We start from the raw sequence: 18,653 nt of genomic DNA on the forward strand, positions 1-18,653 counted from the left end.
CCGGGGCTGCGCCCCTCCTCCTTTATTTCGCTGCGCGGAGCACCCGATGCCCTGTGCACTGGGGCACGCTGCTGGTGCAACGCCGATCAACGACCGCCGCTTATGACACACCCGTCGATGGGGTGCCTTGCGCAGCGAAATAAAGGAGGAGGCCACAGGCCGGGGGACATTCGCGGAGAAAGGTACCCCTTCGGCGGGTGCGCGCCCTGAACTCCCCTCGGCAGAGCGAACAGAAATCAGCCCCATCTTCAGTCGCGCGCAATCTCAAGCCGAACCTGCGCCGCATGCAGCAAGTCGGCAAACGGCGGCGGCGGCTCCGCGTCGGTAAACAGCCGGTCGATCTGCGAGAGCGTGCCCAGCTGGATCATCGCCGGTCGGTTGAACTTGCTCGCATCCGCCGCGAGCCACACCTCGCGGGCCTGCGCGATGATGGTCTGCGCCACCTTCACTTCACGCAAGTCGAAGTCGCGCAGTGAACCGTCGGCCTCGATGCTCGAGACCCCGATCAGCGCAATGTCGACCTTGAACTGGCGAATGAAATCGATGGTGGCTTCACCCACGATGGCGCGGTCGCGCGGCCGCACCGAACCGCCGGCAACGATCACCTCGCACGAAGTATTGCCGCTCAATATGGTCGCAACGTTCAGGTTGTTGGTGATCACACGCAGGCCCGTGTGCCGCAGCAGCGCCTTGGCAATGGCTTCCGTGGTGGTGCCGATGTTGAGGATCAGCGAACAGTCGTTGGGCACCAGCTCGGCCACGCGCCGCGCAATGCGTGCCTTGCCTTCCGCATGCAGCGTTTCGCGCTGCTGGTAGCCGATGTTCTCGGTGGTGGAACTCGGCACGCGCACGCCGCCATGAAAACGCGTGAGCAGCCCCTGGTCGGCCAGCCGCTGTACGTCGCGCCGCACCGTCTGCAGCGTAACGCCGAGCATCTCGGCCAGCTGTTCCACAGTGACGGAGCCGCGCGTGCGCACGGTATCGAGAAGGTTGATCTGGCGCGGATTGGAATTCACAAAAGCGTCGTGGAGAACGGGAAGACTCTCAGGAGGGTACAGGCCGCGCCACTTTAAAACGAAAGAAAACGAACCGTACTAAGGGAAAACTCGGAGGAAAATCGCGTCAAAAGGAATCCAAATGAAAAGACGCGAAAATACAATGGCGCCCTCCAGTGACCTAAGTCACGAACCAACGGGCCCATCTTCTGTGAGCGATTTCTCCTCCAATTCGCCTCTGCCGGCAACCGATTGCGATGTGCTGATCGTCGGCGGCGGCATCAACGGGTGCGGCATTGCGCGCGACCTGGCGGGCCGGGGCTGGCGCGTGGTGCTGTGCGAGAAGGACGATCTCGCCTCGCACACGTCGTCCTCGTCGACCAAGCTCATCCACGGCGGGCTGCGCTACCTGGAGTATTACGAGTTCTCGCTCGTGCGCAAGGCACTGCAGGAGCGCGAAGTGCTGCTCAAGAGCGCGCCGCACATCATGTGGCCGCTGCGCTTTGTCATGCCGCATGACCCGTCGATGCGGCCGGGCTGGATGATCCGCATCGGCCTTTTCATGTACGACCACCTCGCCAAGCGCGAAGTGCTGCCGGGCTCGCGCAGCATCGACCTGCGCAGCCATGCGGCCGGCGCGCCGCTCAAGCCGCAGTTCAAGCGCGGCTTCGTCTATTCGGATGGCTGGGTCGACGACGCGCGGCTGGTGGTGCTCAATGCGGTCGACGCCCGGGCGCGCGGCGCCGAGGTGCTCACGCGCACCCGCTGTGTCCACGCGCAGCGCGACGCAGAAGGCTGGACGGCCACCCTCGAGGCCGCGGACGGCGGCATTCGTGTGGTGCGTGCCCGTGCCGTGGTCAACGCTGCGGGGCCGTGGGCGGAATCTTTCCTGCGCGGCGTGGCGCAATCGGCCAAGGGCGAGGCGCTGGCAACCCGGCACCTGCGGCTGGTCAAGGGCAGCCACATCGTGGTGCGGCGCCTCTTCGAGCATGACCATGCCTACATCTTCCAGAACCCCGACAAGCGGATCATCTTCGCGATTCCGTACCAGGACGAGTTCACGCTGATCGGCACCACCGACATCGAACTGAACGCCGACGATCCCGGCGCAGCGCGCATTGCCGACGAAGAAATCTCCTATCTCTGCACCCAGGCGAGCCGCTATTTCGAAAAGCCCATCGTGCCGGCCGACGTGGTCTGGACTTACTCTGGAGTGCGCCCGCTGCTGGACGATGCCTCGGGCGACCCGTCGGCCGTGACGCGCGACTACATGCTCGAATCCAACACCACCGCGGCGCCGCTGCTGTCGGTGTGGGGTGGCAAGATCACCACCTTTCGCAAGCTGGCCGAAGACGCGGCCGACGAGGTCGGCAAGATGCTCGGCCAGCCGAATGCGCAGCGCCCGGCCTGGACCGACGGCGCTTTTCTTGCGGGCGGCGACCTGTCCGGGTGGATCGGCACGCCGAAGCGGCCCGACGACGACTTCGAACGCTTCGTGGCCGCGGTGCAGGCCCGCTACCCTTGGCTCGACGCCAGGCTTGCGCGGCGCCTCGCACGCGCCTATGGTGCGCGCGTGGCCGAAGTGCTTGGCGATGCGCAGTCCATGGCCGAGATGGGCGACGCCGTGGCGCCGGGGCTCCATGAGCGCGAACTGCGGTTTCTGCAGGAGAGCGAATGGGCCATGAGCGCGGACGATGTGCTCTGGCGCAGGTCGAAGCTCGGCCTGCGCTACACGGCCGAAGAACGCGCGCAGGTGGCCGCCTGGCTGCAGGCGCATGCAAAGAACAACAGCAACACGATCAACCGGGAGCGCTGATGCAATTGACTCTGGAGCGCGTCACCAAGAAGGTCGGCGCGCAAACATGGCTCTACGAGCAGAGCATCGCCCCGCGCAGCGGCGCGGTCACCGTGCTGCTGGGCGCCACGCAGGCCGGCAAGACCAGCCTGATGCGGCTCATGGCGGGGCTCGACACGCCGACCACCGGCAAGGTGCTGGTCGACGGCAAGGACGTGACCGGCATGCCGGTGCGCGAGCGCAATGTGGCCATGGTGTACCAGCAGTTCATCAACTACCCGTCGCTCAAGGTGGCCGACAACATCGCCTCGCCGCTCAAGCTGCGCGGCGAGAAGAACGTCGATGCCCGGGTGCGCGAGTTGGCCGACAAGCTGCACATCGGCATGTTCCTCGACCGCTATCCGGCCGAGCTTTCGGGCGGGCAGCAGCAGCGCGTGGCGCTGGCGCGCGCGCTCGCCAAGAACGCGCCGCTCATGCTGCTCGACGAGCCGCTGGTCAACCTCGACTACAAGCTGCGCGAAGGCCTGCGTGAGGAGCTGACGCAGCTGTTCGCAAGCGGCGACTCCACCGTGATCTATGCAACCACCGAGCCCGGCGAGGCGCTCTTGCTCGGCGGCTACACGGCGGTGATGGACGCGGGCGAACTGCTGCAATACGGGCCGACGGCCGAGGTGTTCCACGCGCCGCAGTCGCTGCGCGTGGCGCGCGCCTTCAGCGATCCGCCGATGAACCTGCTGCCCGGCACCGCAACGGCCGGCCGCGTGCAGCTCGCGGGTGGCCCGGCGCTGGCGCTGGCCGTGCCTGAAAACGTGTCGGGCGCGGTCACTGTCGGCCTGCGCGCAAGTGCGCTCAACGTAGGGGCGGGGGAGGGCGACATCGGCCTGCCCGGCAAGGTGGAGCTGGCCGAGATTTCGGGCTCCGACACCTTCGTTCACGTCGATACCGCGGTCGGCGAACTGGTGGCGCAGCTCACCGGCGTGCACCGCTTCGAATTGGGCGCCTCGATCACGCTGTACTTCAGCCCCTCGCAAGCCTATGTGTTCGATGCCGGCGAAAAGCTGGCGCTCGCGCCGGCATGGCGCAAAGGAAACTGACATGGCCCGCATCGACCTGGACCTGGCCCACGCCTACCGCCCCAACCCCACGCAGGACAGCGACTATGCGCTGCTGCCGCTGCAGATGAGCTTTCGCGACGGCGGCGCCTATGCCTTGCTCGGCCCCTCGGGCTGCGGCAAGACGACCATGCTGAACATCATCTCGGGCCTGCTGGTCCCTTCGCAGGGCACGGTGAAGTTCGACGGCCGCGACATGACGCGCGCCACGCCGCAGGAACGCAACATCGCGCAGGTGTTTCAGTTTCCGGTGATCTACGACACCATGACGGTGGCCGAGAACCTCGCGTTCCCGCTGCGCAACCGCAAGGTGCCTGAAGACCAGATCAAGAAGCGCGTGGGCGAGATCGCCGAAATGCTCGACATGAGCGGCCAGCTCAACCAGCGTGCGGCGGGGCTCGCGGCCGATGCCAAGCAGAAGATCTCGCTCGGCCGCGGGCTGGTGCGCAGCGACGTGTCGGCCGTTCTGTTCGACGAACCCCTGACGGTGATCGACCCGCACCTGAAGTGGCAGCTGCGCCGCAAGCTCAAGCAGATTCACCGCGAGCTCAAACTCACGCTCATCTACGTGACGCACGACCAGGTCGAGGCGCTCACCTTTGCCGAAGAGGTGGTGGTCATGACGCGCGGCAAAGCCGTGCAGGTGGGTAGCGCCGAGGCATTGTTCGAGCGGCCGGCCCACACCTTCGTCGGCCACTTCATCGGCTCGCCCGGCATGAATTTCCTCGCGGCAAAAAATACCAACGGCGCGCTCGAAGTCGCAGGCACGCCGCTCGTGCCGACGCGCCAGCTGCCCGAAGGCTCGATCAAGCTGGGCATCCGGCCCGAATACCTGCGGGTGGTCGAAGCGCGTGCTCAGGGCGCCGTGCCCGCCATCGTCACGCAGGTGCAGGACGTGGGCACCCACGCCATGCTGAGCGCCGACGCCGGCGGCACTGCGCTCAAGGCGCGCCTGCATGCCGACGCGCCGCTGCCCGCCGTAGGCGAGACCGTGTGGCTGCGCGTGCTCGATACGCACACCTGCTATTACCGCGACGAGGAGCTGGTTGCATGAAGAACAACGCATCGCAACAAGACCGCGCCAACCCCGTACAGAAGATGGAAGCCCCATGGACGCCGTGAACAAACCCATCAACCAGAAGGCCTGGTGGCTGGTGCTGCCGGTGCTGATCTGCGTGGCCTTCTCGGCCATCGTGCCGCTGATGACGGTCGTCAACTACTCGGTGCAAGACATCATCTCGCCCGAGCGCCGCGTTTTCGTCGGCACCGAATGGTTCGCCGCCGTCATGCGCGATGGCGAGCTCCACGCTGCGCTCTGGCGCCAGCTCGGCTTCTCGCTGTCGGTGCTCGCGGTCGAGATTCCGCTGGGCATTGCGCTCGCGCTCTCGATGCCGGCCACCGGATGGAAGTCGTCGGCGGTGCTGGTGGTGGTGGCGCTCTCGCTGCTCATTCCATGGAACGTGGTCGGAACCATCTGGCAGATCTACGGCCGCGCCGACATCGGCCTCCTGGGCCATGCGCTGCAAAAGATGGGCGTCAACTACAGCTACACCGGCGACGCGACCGATGCATGGCTCACCGTGCTGATGATGGACGTGTGGCACTGGACGCCGCTGGTGGCGCTGCTGTGCTTTGCGGGCCTGCGCTCGATTCCCGATGCCTACTATCAGGCCGCGCGCATCGACGGCGCCAGCAAGTTCGCAGTGTTCCGCTACATCCAGCTGCCCAAGATGCGCGGCGTGCTGATGATCGCGGTGCTGCTGCGCTTCATGGACAGCTTCATGATCTACACCGAGCCTTTCGTGCTGACGGGCGGCGGGCCGGGCAATGCGACGACCTTCCTGAGCCAGTACCTCACCCAGAAGGCGGTCGGCCAGTTCGACCTTGGCCCGGCGGCGGCTTTCTCGCTGATCTATTTCCTGATCATCCTGCTGCTGTGCTTCATCCTCTACAACTGGATGCAGCGCGTCGGTACCCAGAAGGCGGAGGTGGAGCAATGAACGAGCGCAGATTCCGCAAGCGCAGCATCTTTTTGCTGCTCTATATTCTTTTTGCGCTGTTGCCCATCTACTGGATGGTCAACATGAGCTTCAAGACGAATGCCGAAATCCTTTCGAGCTTCTCGTTCTTTCCGCAGCAGTTCACCTGGGCCAACTACACGCGCATCTTCACGGACGCCTCGTGGTACTCGGGCTACATCAACAGCCTGATCTACGTGGGCATCAACACGGTGATTTCGCTCACCGTGGCGTTGCCGGCGGCGTACGCGTTCTCGCGCTACTCGTTCCTGGGCGACAAGCACGTTTTCTTCTGGCTCTTGACCAACCGCATGACGCCGCCCGCGGTGTTCTTGCTGCCGTTCTTCCAGCTGTACAGCACCGTCGGGCTCATGGACACGCACCTGGGCGTGGCGCTCGCGCACCTGCTGTTCAACGTGCCGCTGGCCGTGTGGATTCTCGAAGGCTTCATGAGCGGCATTCCGCGAGAGATCGATGAAACCGCCTACATCGACGGCTACAGCTTTCCGAAGTTCTTCATCCGCATTTTTCTGCCGCTGATCAAGGCCGGCGTGGGTGTGGCGGCGTTCTTCTGCTTCATGTTCAGCTGGGTCGAGCTGTTGCTGGCGCGCACGCTGACCAGCGTCAACGCCAAGCCGATTGTTGCAACCATGACGCGCACCGTGAGCGCATCAGGCATGGACTGGGCTACGCTTGCAGCCGCCGGCGTGCTCACCATCGTGCCGGGTGCCATCGTGATCTGGTTCGTGCGGCACTACATCGCCAAGGGCTTTGCGATGGGGAGAGTCTGAAATGTTTGCCTGGATGTCCTGGACCACTCCGGTGGCCGTGTTCTTCATCTGCATCGCGCTCATGCTGGTCGGCATGACGGTGTGGGAGATCAAGTCGCCCACCACGCTGCGGCGCGGCTGGCTGCCGATCGAGACCACGCGCGGCGACCGGTTGTTCATCGGGCTGCTCTCGGCGGCCTATATCAACCTGATCTACATCGGCCTTGCGGAATGGGCCAAGTCTGCAATGACGCTGCAGGCCGAGCCTTCGATCTGGATCGGCTTTGTGTTTTCGATGCTGGTGCTTGCGCTGATCATGCGCAAGGGCTAGCTCGCGTACTCCGGCAATTCGGCCCGGTGCTTCCCCGGGGCCGAGGTGATACAGCCGCACACGGGGAAGCGAAGGAACGAGGAGATAAACCATGAAGTTGCGCTACACCGCGCTCGCGGCCGCTATGGTGCTGGCACTGTCGGCCTGCGGAAAGAAGGACGAGCCTGCGGCCCAGGCTCCGGCAAGTACCCCGGCACCGGCTCCGGCAGCGGCGCCCGCCGCGGCCACTCCGGCAGCGGCACCGGCTGCGCCCGATGCGGCCGCCAAGTGGATCGACAGCGAATTCCAGCCGTCGACGCTCAGCAAGACGCAGCAGGCCGAAGAACTCAAATGGTTCGTCGATGCCGCGGCAAAGCTCAAGGCCAAGGGGGTGAACGAGATCTCCGTGGTCTCCGAAACCATCACCACGCATGAATACGAGTCGAAGACGCTGGCCCGCGCCTTCGAGGAAATCACCGGCATCAAGGTGAAGCACGACCTGATCCAGGAAGGCGACGTGGTCGAGAAGCTGCAGACCTCGATGCAGTCGGGCAAGTCGATCTACGACGGCTGGATTTCGGACTCGGACCTGATCGGTACCCACTACCGCTACGGCAAGATGATGAACCTGACCGACTACATGGCAGGCCCCGGCAAGGAGTTCACCAACCCCGGCCTCGATGTGGCCGACTTCATCGGCACCAAGTTCACCACCGCCCCCGACGGCAAGCTCTACCAGCTGCCCGACCAGCAGTTTGCCAACCTCTACTGGTTCCGCGCCGACCTGTTCGACCGCCCCGACCTGAAGGAAAAGTTCAAGGCCAAGTACGGCTACGACCTGGGCGTGCCGCTCAACTGGAGCGCATACGAGGACATCGCCGAGTTCTTCAGCGTCGATGTGAAGACCATCGACGGCAAGCCGATCTACGGCCACATGGACTACGGCAAGAAGGACCCCTCGCTGGGCTGGCGTTTTACCGATGCATGGCTCTCGATGGCCGGCACCGCGGACGTCGGCATTCCGAACGGCCTGCCAATCGACGAGTGGGGCATTCGCGTGGCCGACGACAAGTGCACGCCCGTGGGCGCGGCCGTGTCGCGCGGCGGCGCCACCAACTCGCCGGCCGCCGTGTATGCGCTGACCAAGTACGTGGACTGGATGAAGAAGTACGCGCCGCGCGAAGCCACCGGCATGACCTTCGGTGAAGCCGGCCCCGTGCCCGCCCAAGGCCAGATCGCGCAGCAGATCTTCTGGTACACGGCCTTCACGGCGGACATGGTCAAGCCGGGCCTGCCGGTGGTCAATGCCGACGGCACGCCCAAGTGGCGCATGGCCCCGGGACCGAACGGCCCCTACTGGAAGCAGGGCATGCAGAACGGCTACCAGGACGTGGGTTCGTGGTCGTTCTTCAAGGGCCATGACGAGAACAAGACCGCGGCGGCCTGGCTGTACGCGCAGTTCGTCACCTCCAAGACGGTGTCGCTCAAGAAGACCGTGGTGGGCCTGACGCCCATCCGCGAATCGGACATCAAGTCGCAGGCAATGACCGACATGGCGCCCAAGCTGGGTGGCCTGGTCGAGTTCTACCGCAGCCCGGCGCGCGTGGCGTGGTCGCCGACCGGCACCAACGTGCCCGACTATCCGAAGCTCGCGCAGCTCTGGTGGAAGAACGTGGCCGAGGCCGTCACCGGCGAGAAGACGCCGCAGAAGGCAATGGACACGCTGGCCGACGAGATGGACGACGTGATGGCCCGCCTGGAGCGCGCCGGCATGGACAAGTGCGCGCCCAAGCTCAACCCGAAGGGCGACCCCGCCAAGTGGCTGAGCGACCAGCACGCCCCCTGGAAGAAGCTGGCCAACGAGAAGCCGAAGGGTGAAACCATCGAGTACAACAAGCTGCTCACGGCCTGGAAGGAAGGCAAGGTGCGCTGACCCTTCAGCGTTCTCTCTGGCCCTCTCAAGAGCCGCGCCCCAAAGGCGCGGCTTTTTTTCGTCCATTCGTGGGATCGGCGCGACGGCATGACCAATGGCAGATGCGCCGGGCGTACGGTTGGCTTACATTCGACGGCCCTCGTTTCGCCCCAGCAAGTGACTTCAAGCATTTCCAGCCCCGCCGCGCGTCCCAAACGTGTCCTGGTGATTCACTATTCGCAGACCGGCCAGCTCGGCAGCGTCGCCGAGCAGATCGTCGCGCCGCTCAAGGCCGATCCGGGGGTCTCCGTGCATGTCGAAACGCTGCGCCCGCTGGCGGATTTCCCGTTTCCCTGGCCGTTCCTGACCTTCTTCGACGCCTTTCCCGAGTCGGCGCACCTGAAGCCGCCGCCGCTGGCGCCGCTCTCGCTCACGGGCGACGAGCACTTCGACCTGGTCATCCTGCCGTACCAGGTCTGGTTCCTGGCGCCGTCGCAGCCGATCGTCGCCTTCCTGAAGCATCCGCTGGCAGCGCAACTGCTGCAGGGCAAGCCCGTCGTCACCGTGATCGCCTGCCGCAACATGTGGCTGCTGGCGCATGAAAAGTTCAAGGGCCTGCTCGACGCCGTGGGCGCGCGGCTGATCGACAACGTGGTGCTGACCGACCCCGGGCCGACGCTGGCCACCTTCTTCACCACGCCGGCCTGGCTGATCTGGGGCCGCAAGCGCGGCTTCTGGGGCATGCCGGACGCCGGCCTCAGCGAAGGGCAGATTCGCGGCGCCGGCCGTTTTGGCCGTGCGCTGCAGGAGGCGCTTCACGGCGATCTCGAACGCGGAACGCAGCCGCTGCTCTCGGGGCTGGGGGCCGTGCGGGCCGATGCCAAGCTCCTGATCAGCGAAAAGGCCGGCACCCGCAGCTTTTTTCTCTGGGGCAAGCTGATCATGGCCGCGGGGCGGCCGGGCGCGTGGCAGCGCAAGCCGTTGCTGCTGCTGTACGTGGCCTTCCTCCTCGTGCTCATTGTCACGGTCGTGCCGGTGAGCTTGACGCTCCAGGCACTGCTGCGGCCGCTGTTCAAGGGGTGGCTGACTAAAATGACAGCTCATTTCGAGCGCCCGTCGGGCTCGGCCACGGACCGTTCTCCCCGCTATGACGACTGATGTCTTCCTGACCCGCACTGCCGCCTTCCTGCCCTTTTCCCCGGTCAGCAATGAAGACATCGAAGACGTTCTCGGTCGCATCGGCGGCAAGGCCTCGCGCGCGCGGCGGCTGATCCTTCGCAGCAACGGCATCCAGTCGCGCCACTACGCCATCGACCGGGCCACCGGCCAACTCGCCATGAGCAACGCGCAGCTCACTGCCTCGGCCATCCGGGCGCTGGGCAGCGATATCGGCCCGGTCGATTGCCTGGTGACCGGCACTTCGCTTCCCGACCAGCTGATGCCCAACCACGCGGTGATGGTGCACGGCGAGCTTGGCTGGCCGCGGCTCGAAGTGGTGGCTTGCGCGGGCATCTGCCTGGCGGGCACCACGGCGCTCAAGCACGCATGGCTCTCGGTGCGTTCAGGCGACGCCCGACGTGCGGTCGCCACGGGCTCTGAGCTGGCTTCGGCCGTGATGCGCGGCTCCCGCTTCGAGGCCGAGCTGGAGCACAAGCTGCAGGCGCTCGAAGAGCGGCCCGAAATCGCTTTCGAAAAAGACTTTCTGCGCTGGATGCTTTCCGATGGCGCCGGCGCCGTGCTGCTCGAGCGCGAGCCGCGCGGCCCGTTGTCGCTGCGCGTGGAGTGGATCGACCTGTCTTCCGCCGCGCACGAACTGCCGGTGTGCATGTATGCGGGCGCCGACAAGAACACCGAAGGCGGCCTGGACGGATGGGCGCGCACCGCGCCGGAAGACTGGCAGCGCGAGTCGACCTTTGCCGTGAAGCAGGACGTGCGCCTGCTCAACGAAAACATCGTTCGCGCCACGCTGGGCGAGCCGCTGGCGGCCGTCATCGAGAAGCGCGGCCTGAAGGCTTCAGATGTCGACTGGTTCCTGCCGCATCTCTCGTCGGGCTATTTCATCGAACCCGTGAGCCAGTGCCTGGAGTCCATGGGTTTTGCGATTCCACGCGAGCGCTGGTTCAGCAACCTTGCGACCAAGGGCAACACCGGCTCGGCATCGCCCTACATCATGCTCGACGAGCTGTTCCGTTCGGGCCGCATCAAGCCCGGCCACAAGCTGCTGATGTTCGTGCCCGAAAGCGGCCGCTTCTCCAGCGGCTTCATCTACCTGGAAGCCATCTAGCCATGGACCTCGACGCCGTTCCGCAAGAAGGCAACGCCACCCTCGACGGCCACGCCAAGCTCATGTACGCGCGCGACGCGCAGGGCCGCGTCGTGACCACGCGCTCACGCGGCTGGGAGGCAGAAGAAATCGTCACCAGCCACGCCGTCGACGTGCTCGTTGAGCAGGCGCAGGCCGCAAAAGAGCGCGTGACCCAGGGGCTCGCATCGCCGCTCGAATACTGGATGTACGAGCGCCGCATGGACGTGGCGCTGCTCTCGCAAACAAGCGGGTTCTGGCAATGGCGCGTGCGGCGCCACCTGAAGCCGAAGCATTTTGCGGCGCTGCCCGCGAAGCACCTGGCGCGCTACTCGGAGGCGCTGGGCCTTCCCGTTTCCACCTTGCAAGGCCTGCCGTGAAATTCGAACACCAACAAGCGGCACACTGCGAAAGCGGCGTCATCTCGAACCTGATGCGCCACCACGGCGTGCCAATGACCGAGAGCATGGCGCTCGGCCTCTCGTCGGCCCTGTCGTTCGCCTACCTGCCGTTCATCAAGCTGTCGGGCCTGCCGCTCATCTCGTACCGCATGCCGCCCAAGGCCATCATCAAGGGCCTGCTGGCGCCGATGGCCGCGCGCTTCCGCTTCGAGACCTTTCGCAGCCCCGAGGCCGGCGCACAGCGACTGGACGCCTTGCTGGCCGACGGGCAGCTCGTAGGCTTGCAGACCTCGGTCTACTGGCTGCCGTACTTTCCGCCCAACATGCGCTTTCACTTCAACGCGCACAACCTGCTGGTGTACGGCAAGGAGGGCGACGACTACCTGATCAGCGACCCCGTGTTCGAAGAGCCGGTGCGCTGCGCCAGTGCAGACCTCTCGCGGGCTCGCTTCGCCAAGGGTGTGCTCGCGCCCAAGGGCCTCATGTACTACCCGCAAGCCATCGAGCGCAAGGCGGTCGATGCAGCCTCGGTCACAAAGGCCATCCGCAAGACGGTGCGCAACATGCTCGCGCCCATTCCGATCGTCGGCGTGCGCGGCATGCGCACGCTGGCCAACCGCATGCAGAAGCTCCCGTCCGGCGATCCGCGCAGTGTCGACTTCATCGGCCACGTGGTGCGCATGCAGGAAGAAATCGGCACGGGTGGGGCTGGCTTCCGCTTTATCTACGCCGGCTTTCTGCAGGAGGCGGCAGTACTGCTCGACAAGCCGCAACTGCAGCAGATGTCCGAACGGCTCATCGCCATCGGCGACGGCTGGCGCGCGTTCGCGCTCAAGGCGGCGCGCATGGTGAAGGGTCGCGAACCGGTCGATCCTGCCGCGCTGGCTGGCAAGCTGCGGGAGCAGGCGCAGCAGGAAGAGTCTTTCTTTCGCGATCTGAAGGCTGCTGTTGCTTGAGATGACGTGTTGCCTTTCTGTTCGCCGCGTTGTGTTTGAAATGCGTTGTTCAGGGCGCGCACCCGCCGACGGGGTACCTTTCTCCGCGAAAGTCCCCCGGCCTGCGGCCTCCTCCTTTATTTCGCTGCGCAAGGCACCCCGCCAGCGGGCGCGTTGCATAGAGCGGTCGTTGATCAGCGGTACTCCAGCAGCGTTCCCCAGTGCACAGGGCATCGGGTGCTCCGCGCAGCGAAATAAAGGAGGAGGGCGAAGCCCGGGGGACATTCGCGGAGGGGAGTACCCGGTGGCCTGTGCACAAGCCCTGGAACAGCAGCGTCCCCAACGAGCAACCACTACATGCTCGAATTGAAGAACCTCAGCTACCGCTACCCGCATGCAGACGCGCCGGCGTTGGCCGACGTTTCGCTCGCGGTGCCCAGAGGTTGCGTGATGGGACTGCTCGGCCCCAACGGTGCGGGCAAGACCACGCTGATCTCGCACCTGTCCGGGGCGCTTGCGGTGCAGTCGGGCGAGATTCGCATCGACGGCCAGCCGCTGCAGCAGGTGCGCGCCAAGGCGCCCACGCGCATTGCGGTCGCGCCGCAGGACCAAGCCTTTTATCCGATGCTCACCGTGGCCGAGAACCTCGCGTGCTTTGCCGCGGCCGGTGGACTTTCTGGCGAGCGCAAGAAGACGCGCATCGAAGCCTGCACGCGTTTTTCGCAGCTTGAGCAGTTTGCGGGTGTGCGGGCCGAGCGGCTCTCGGGTGGCCTGAAACGCCGATTGAACCTTGCGATTGCGCTGCTGCCCGAACCCGAGCTGATGCTGTTCGACGAGCCTACGGTGGGTGTCGATCCGCAATCGCGCGCCTTCATTCTCGACGCCATCAAGAGCCTGGCGCAGCAGGGCGCCGCGGTGATCTATGCCTCGCACTACATGGAAGAAATCGAGGCCATCGCCGACCGTGTCGCCATTCTTGACCACGGCCGCGTACTGCGCGAAGGCTCGCTCGATGAGCTGCTGTCGAAGAGCGCGATGCTGCTGACGCTCGCAGCCGATGGACTCGACGAGGCCATGCTCTCGCGCTTTGGAACCGTGGAGCCGGGCGGTGTGCATTGGCGCGTGCACCTGCACGAAGGCTCCGGCCCCGGCCCCGTGCTGGCGGCGCTGGAAGCCGAAGGCATCGAAGTGCGCCACGCGGAATTCGGCCGCCACGACCTGGAGCAGCTCTTCATGGCGCTCACTCACCGCTCCTTGCGCGACTGAACACACACATGCTCTTCGCGCTCATCAAGAAGGAACTGCTGGCGCTCGTGCGCGACATGCACGGGCTTGCCGCGCTGTTTCTCATGCCGATGGTCTTCATCGTGCTGATGTCGCTCACGCTCAAGGACATCTACCGGCCACCGCTCGCCGAGCTCAGCTATGCCGTGGACATGCGCGACACCGAAACGCCGGCGCAATGGCTGCAGCAGATCTGGCAGCGCAGCCACGGTGCGCCTGAAGCGCTTGGTGCCGACTGGGAGGCGCGGTTGCGCAGCGGCGTGCTCAAGTACGTCATTGTGCTGGAGCCGGGTCTCTCGGCCGAGCTCGAATCGGCCGCGCTCTCGACCAAGGCGCACGTCCGTTTGCTGACGGAGCCGGGCATCGACGCCAACCTGTTCAACGCCCTGCGTGCCGAACTCGTCGGCGCCTCTGGCGAACTGAAGGCCCGGCTGGCGCTTGCGGTGCCCGGCACCTCCGGCCCGCCGCCCGGCGCTTCGATCCAGGCGCTGGTGAATGCCGAGCGCTATTCCACCGCCGGGCCGCGGCCCACCTCGGTGCAGCAGAACGTGCCGGCATGGCTGGTGTTCGGCATGTTCTTCGTGGTGGCGTCGCTCTCCAGCCTGTTCGTGCAGGAGCGCAGTTCGGGCGCCCTGGGCCGCCTGCGCAGCCTGGGTGTGTCGCGCTTCATGCTGCTGATGTCGAAAGCCTTGCCGTACCTCGGCGTCAATGCGCTGCAGGCCGTGTTGATGCTTGCTGCCGGCATCTGGCTGATGCCCCTGATCGGCGGCGATGCGCTTTCACTTGCCGGTATCGATTGGGGCGCGCTGGTGGTTGCGCTGGCGGCCGTGAGCCTGGCCGCGGTGAGCCTGTCGCTCGCGCTGGCCTGTGCCGTGCGCAGCCATGCGCAGGCGGCGACCATCGGGCCGATGGTCAACGTGCTCATGGCTGCGGCGGGCGGCATCATGGTGCCGAAGTTCGTCATGCCGGGCTTCATGCAGCGTCTGGTCGAAATTTCTCCGATGAACTGGGGGCTGGAGGCGCTGCTTACCGTGCTGCTGCGCGGTGGCGGCGTGGCCGACACCCTGCCGCAGGTCGGCCGGCTCGTGCTGTTTGCGGCTGCCATGTTCTTGCTTGCCGTTTTCTTGTTTCGCAGGCCCGCATCGTGACCGACTCCGTTTCCGCCGAATTCATCGCCAGCCTGAAGGCCATGGTGCTCGAAGCTGTTGAAAAAGAGGCGCCTCCGGGCGGCCTTGGCGACGACGAGCCGCTGTTCGGCCCCGAAGCCCGGCTCGACCTCGACTCGCTCGACGCGCTGCAGGTGTCGATGACGATCCAGCAGCGTTTTGGCGTGCGCATGCCCGACAGCAAGGAAACGCGCCGCGCACTCACTTCCATCGCGCATCTGGCGAACCACCTGGTGCAAGCGGGCAAGGCATGAGCGCCGCGCAGGGCCGCCCCAAGCAAGCTCGCGCCGCAGTGCGTAGCACGAAGGCTGTCTGATGACGACTGGGGGCGTGTACCTTGCCGGCATGGGCTTGGCCTGCGCGCTCGGCAACGATCTTTCATCTTCCGTGGCCGCACTTGCGCGCGGCGGTGTACCGCCCACGATGGTGGCCGTGTCGGAAAGCGTGCAGTGGCCCGTCTACACGCTGCCGCCGCAGGATGGCAGCTGGATCGAGCGGCTGGAGCGCATCGTGCGGAGCGTGTCGGCGCAGGCGGGTGAAGGCGCGGGGCGTTCATGCCCGCTCTTCGTTGCGTCGTCTTCCCTGGACATCGGCCATATGGAGCACGAAGCGCAAAACCTGCGCTTGGGTGGCGATCTCCAGGACTTTGCCGGGCTCGTGGCCGGTGCGCTCGACTGGCAGGGGCCGGTGTTCACCATCTCGACAGCCTGCACCTCGGCGGTCAATGCCGTGCTCGCAGGCTGCGATCTGATTCGAAGCGGCGAAGCCGAAGAGGCGCTGGTAGTCGGTGCCGAACTCGGCAACCGCTTCACGGTGGCGGGCTTCGGCGCCATGCAGCTGCTGTCGCCCGCAAGTGCGCAGCCTTTTGGCGCCGGGCGGAACGGGCTGGTGCTCGGTGAGGCGGTGGCCGTATTGCGCCTCAGCTCGCGCCCTGGGCGATGGCGGATTGCGGGTGGTTCCAACGTGGGCGACGGGCGCAATCCCTCGGGCACCGAAGCCAGCGCGGTGATCGCCATGTGCCATGAAGCATTGGCGCAGAGCGGCCTTGGCGCGCGTGACATCGACCTGGTCAAGGTGCAGGCCGCGGGCAGCCCGGTCAACGACGCGATCGAGGCAGGGGCGCTCAAGCAGGTCTTCTTCGATGCGCTGCCGCCGCTGGTGTCGCTCAAATCGCTGATCGGGCATACGCTGGGCGCCTCGGGCGCGGCCGAACTCGCCTTGCTGCTTGGCTGCATCGAAGCCGGCGTATGGCCTGCTGTCGGCTATGCCGTCGACGATGAGCTCGGCATCGCATTGAGCACTCAGGCCCCGGTCAGGCTGCGCAACATGCTCCTCAACGTGGTGGGATTCGGCGGCGGGCATACGTCGCTGGTGCTGCAGGATTGCACGGCATGAGCACCCATCCCGAACAGGCATGGCGCGTCGTCTCGCACTTCACCGCCGATCCGCTGCCGGCGGATTGGCGTGACCAGCTGGCGCACCGGCTCGGCCGCCGGCCGCGGCGTGTCGGCCTGTGGACCGAGCTTGCAATGTATGGTGCACGCCGCTGCCTCGACGAGGCGGGCGAGGCGGCTTTGCCGGCCGGTGCACGGCTGCGCGTTTCGAGCACGCGCGGCGCATGGGGAGCGACGCATGCGGCGCTGGCCCAGCTCGATGCGGGCATGCTGATGCCGTTCACCTTCATGCAGAGCCAGCCTGCGCTGATGCTGGCGGAGGTCGGCCGTTGCCTCGACTGGCAAGGCGATGCGAGCTTTGCACTGTGCCGCGATCCGCAGCAACTGCTGCGGCTTTCACGAGTGGGCGCCGGAAGTGCCGGCGTGTTGGTCGGCGTGGTGGAAGAAGAGCGCAACGGTGAAAGGCCGCGTTCCGAATGGTGGCGGCTGGTGCCGGCCTGAAGCACCGCAGTCCGGCCAGCAGCCGGACAGTTCAATTCGCTGCCGCAATCGACCGGACGAGGTTGGCACGCGCCCGCGCCTCGAGCAGCGTATGCATCCGCGGCGTGGTGTAGATCGCCTCTCGTGCCAGGAAGCGCTGCAGAATTTCGCGGCGGCGCGGCCGGCGGATTTCGTCGGGCACAAAGGCGTATTCGGCATGCACCTGCCGTTCGTATTCGTCGAACCGCGCGCGCTCGGCGCCGAGTATCGACAGGTCGATGTCGATCAACAGTTCGGCGTCGCGCCCCTCGGGCACCGCGTTATGCCGGGTGGCCATGACCAGCGCATGCACGCGCTCAGCCGCTTCCTGCGGCGCTCCATGCTCGAGCATTGCGCTTTGCGCCCAGTCGGCACTGCGAGCCTCGTTATCGTGCGCATGCACGTCGTAGACGGCGTCGTGAAACCAGAGCGCGAGCGCCACCTCGCCGGGGCGTTCTGCCAGTTCTTTCTCGCGCTCGAACCAAGCCAGGCATTCGCCCAGGTGCTGCAGGGTGTGATAGTGGCGCTGCGGCTCGCTATAGCGGCGCTGCAATTCGACGCACAACGCTTCGTCGGCGCCGGCCACGCCCAGCGCATGCCAGGCGGCGTTCCAGTTGGCCAGCAGCGCCTCGGGCGTCACGGGGTCATTGCTCCATGGCAGCCTTGACCTCCTGGCCGAGGTCGAGCACCGACATTGCGTAGTAGCTGCTCCAGTTGTAGCGCGTGATCACGTAGAAGTTGCGCGTGCCGGCCACGTAGGTGGGTGGTGCGTCGGCACCGTTTTGCAGCTCCACCAATGCCAGCAGCCCCTTGTGGCGCAGGCCATCGCCTTCGGGCACCGCGCCGGCCGCCACGAAGCTGTCGATGCTGAAGGTGGGCAGGATGTCCGGCGCCAGGAGCAGCGGCTTCTTGAGGCGCTCTTCTTCAAAATGCACCGGGTAGATGGCCGGCATGCCAGGCGTCCAGCCGAAGGCCTTGAAGTAGCTGGCAACGGAGCCGATCACGTCGGCGGTGTTATCCACCAGATCGATGCGGTTGTCGCCGTCGAAGTCGACCGCGTACTTGGCGATGCTGCTCGGCATGAACTGCGGCATGCCCATGGCACCCGCGTAGCTGCCCACGGGCACCAGCGGGTTTTCGGAGGTGCGGCTTTCGGTGCTCAGAAAGCTTTCGAGTTCGCCGCGGAAGAAGGCTTCGCGTTCCTCCGCGCGCGGGTGCGCCTGCGGAAAGTCGAACGACAGCGTGGCCAGCGCATCGATCACGCGGAAGTTGCCCATGTTGCGGCCGTAGATGGTCTCCACGCCCACGATGCCCACGATGATTTCTGGCGGCACGCCGTACACCTGCTCGGCCCGCGCGAGCGTGTCGGCGTTGTTGCGCCAGAAGCGCACCCCCGCCGCGATGCGGGTGGCATCGATGAAACGGCTGCGATAGGCCTGCCAGTTCTTTACCGAGCCCACGGGGCCGGGCAGCATCAGGCGCGGCACGTTCGGCAGGAAGCGGGCACTGCCGATGGTGGCGCGCACCCATTCGCGGTCCAGGCCGCGGCGCTCGGCCACCTCATCAGCAAAGCGCATCGCGTCTTCGCGCGTGGCATAGGGCGTGCTGCCGGTCACCGTCTTCACGCTGCGGGCGCCGGACGTTTTCTGGGCTTGTGCCCCCGTGGACCAGGCGCAGCAGGCGGCCAGCAGGGCAATGGAGGCGGCGCGGAATGGCGCGGGGAAAAAAGATCGCATGGGG

Annotated in this window: 19 protein-coding genes; 16 read left to right on the forward strand and 3 right to left on the reverse strand. The window is 65.9% G+C overall.

The features are described from left to right. Nucleotides 1-248: 248 nt before the first annotated feature. A complete protein-coding gene (locus tag V9L21_RS19415; RefSeq protein WP_337314582.1) occupies nt 249-1,016 on the reverse strand; it encodes a DeoR/GlpR family DNA-binding transcription regulator in 768 nt (255 codons plus the stop codon). A 121-nt stretch (nt 1,017-1,137) separates the two neighbouring features. Between V9L21_RS19415 and glpD the strand changes: the two genes are divergently transcribed. From glpD to V9L21_RS19495, 16 genes are all read left to right on the forward strand, one after another. Next, entirely contained in the window at nt 1,138-2,811 is a 1,674-nt protein-coding gene (glpD, locus tag V9L21_RS19420) for a glycerol-3-phosphate dehydrogenase (protein WP_337314583.1), read from the forward strand. Further along, nucleotides 2,811-3,884, forward strand: coding sequence for an ABC transporter ATP-binding protein (locus V9L21_RS19425; RefSeq protein ID WP_337314584.1), 1,074 nt, complete (start codon nt 2,811-2,813; stop codon nt 3,882-3,884). Before glpD ends, V9L21_RS19425 begins: the two co-directional genes overlap by 1 nt. Before the next feature lies 1 nt (nt 3,885). Continuing rightward, nucleotides 3,886-4,956 carry an ABC transporter ATP-binding protein gene (locus V9L21_RS19430; RefSeq protein ID WP_337314585.1) on the forward strand — a complete coding sequence of 357 codons (1,071 nt, stop codon included), beginning with the start codon at nt 3,886-3,888 and terminating at the stop codon, nt 4,954-4,956. Between the two features lie 55 nt (nt 4,957-5,011). Continuing rightward, nucleotides 5,012-5,902: a carbohydrate ABC transporter permease gene (locus V9L21_RS19435; protein ID WP_281148659.1), complete on the forward strand. Its 891-nt coding sequence runs from the start codon at nt 5,012-5,014 to the stop codon at nt 5,900-5,902. Further along, nucleotides 5,899-6,711 carry a carbohydrate ABC transporter permease gene (locus V9L21_RS19440; RefSeq protein WP_337314586.1) on the forward strand — a complete coding sequence of 271 codons (813 nt, stop codon included), beginning with the start codon at nt 5,899-5,901 and terminating at the stop codon, nt 6,709-6,711. Before V9L21_RS19435 ends, V9L21_RS19440 begins: the two co-directional genes overlap by 4 nt. 1 nt (nt 6,712) lies before the next feature. Continuing rightward, nucleotides 6,713-7,021, forward strand: a complete 309-nt coding sequence (locus V9L21_RS19445; protein WP_126749024.1) for a DUF2160 domain-containing protein — start codon at nt 6,713-6,715, stop codon at nt 7,019-7,021. 91 nt (nt 7,022-7,112) lie between these two features. Further along, on the forward strand, nt 7,113-8,933 hold the full coding sequence (locus V9L21_RS19450) for an ABC transporter substrate-binding protein (protein WP_337314587.1): 1,821 nt from the start codon (nt 7,113-7,115) through the stop codon (nt 8,931-8,933). Between the two features lie 204 nt (nt 8,934-9,137). Beyond that, nucleotides 9,138-10,070, forward strand: coding sequence for a dialkylrecorsinol condensing enzyme (locus tag V9L21_RS19455; protein WP_337314588.1), 933 nt, complete (start codon nt 9,138-9,140; stop codon nt 10,068-10,070). Continuing rightward, the gene (locus V9L21_RS19460; RefSeq protein WP_337314589.1) at nt 10,060-11,196 is read left to right on the forward strand and encodes a beta-ketoacyl-ACP synthase III; all 1,137 of its coding nucleotides are present in this window, start codon (nt 10,060-10,062) and stop codon (nt 11,194-11,196) included. The genes V9L21_RS19455 and V9L21_RS19460 overlap by 11 nt, the downstream gene beginning before the upstream one ends. Before the next feature lie 2 nt (nt 11,197-11,198). Continuing rightward, nucleotides 11,199-11,594 carry a hypothetical protein gene (locus V9L21_RS19465; RefSeq protein ID WP_337296230.1) on the forward strand — a complete coding sequence of 132 codons (396 nt, stop codon included), beginning with the start codon at nt 11,199-11,201 and terminating at the stop codon, nt 11,592-11,594. After that, on the forward strand, nt 11,591-12,571 hold the full coding sequence (locus V9L21_RS19470) for a BtrH N-terminal domain-containing protein (protein ID WP_337314590.1): 981 nt from the start codon (nt 11,591-11,593) through the stop codon (nt 12,569-12,571). Before V9L21_RS19465 ends, V9L21_RS19470 begins: the two co-directional genes overlap by 4 nt. Before the next feature lie 336 nt (nt 12,572-12,907). Beyond that, nucleotides 12,908-13,816, forward strand: coding sequence for an ABC transporter ATP-binding protein (locus V9L21_RS19475; protein ID WP_337314591.1), 909 nt, complete (start codon nt 12,908-12,910; stop codon nt 13,814-13,816). A gap of 8 nt (nt 13,817-13,824) precedes the next feature. Next, nucleotides 13,825-14,982, forward strand: a complete 1,158-nt coding sequence (locus V9L21_RS19480; RefSeq protein ID WP_337314592.1) for an ABC transporter permease — start codon at nt 13,825-13,827, stop codon at nt 14,980-14,982. A gap of 41 nt (nt 14,983-15,023) precedes the next feature. Beyond that, a complete protein-coding gene (locus V9L21_RS19485; protein WP_443303249.1) occupies nt 15,024-15,254 on the forward strand; it encodes an acyl carrier protein in 231 nt (76 codons plus the stop codon). Between the two features lie 61 nt (nt 15,255-15,315). Then, complete coding sequence (locus V9L21_RS19490; protein ID WP_337314594.1) at nt 15,316-16,395, forward strand: beta-ketoacyl synthase N-terminal-like domain-containing protein; 1,080 nt, start codon at nt 15,316-15,318, stop codon at nt 16,393-16,395. Continuing rightward, nucleotides 16,392-16,895, forward strand: coding sequence for a hypothetical protein (locus V9L21_RS19495; protein WP_337314595.1), 504 nt, complete (start codon nt 16,392-16,394; stop codon nt 16,893-16,895). Before V9L21_RS19490 ends, V9L21_RS19495 begins: the two co-directional genes overlap by 4 nt. 31 nt (nt 16,896-16,926) lie before the next feature. On the opposite strand, the gene V9L21_RS19500 is transcribed toward V9L21_RS19495, so the two are convergent. Both V9L21_RS19500 and mltB read right to left on the reverse strand, forming a co-directional pair. Continuing rightward, nucleotides 16,927-17,553, reverse strand: a complete 627-nt coding sequence (locus tag V9L21_RS19500; protein WP_337314596.1) for an HD domain-containing protein — start codon at nt 17,551-17,553, stop codon at nt 16,927-16,929. Between the two features lie 4 nt (nt 17,554-17,557). Then, on the reverse strand, nt 17,558-18,649 hold the full coding sequence (gene mltB / locus V9L21_RS19505; RefSeq protein WP_337314597.1) for a lytic murein transglycosylase B: 1,092 nt from the start codon (nt 18,647-18,649) through the stop codon (nt 17,558-17,560). Between the last annotated feature and the right edge of the window lie 4 nt (nt 18,650-18,653).

The sequence above is a fragment of the Variovorax sp. CCNWLW235 genome, assembly GCF_037204085.1.
Classification (GTDB): domain Bacteria; phylum Pseudomonadota; class Gammaproteobacteria; order Burkholderiales; family Burkholderiaceae_C; genus Variovorax.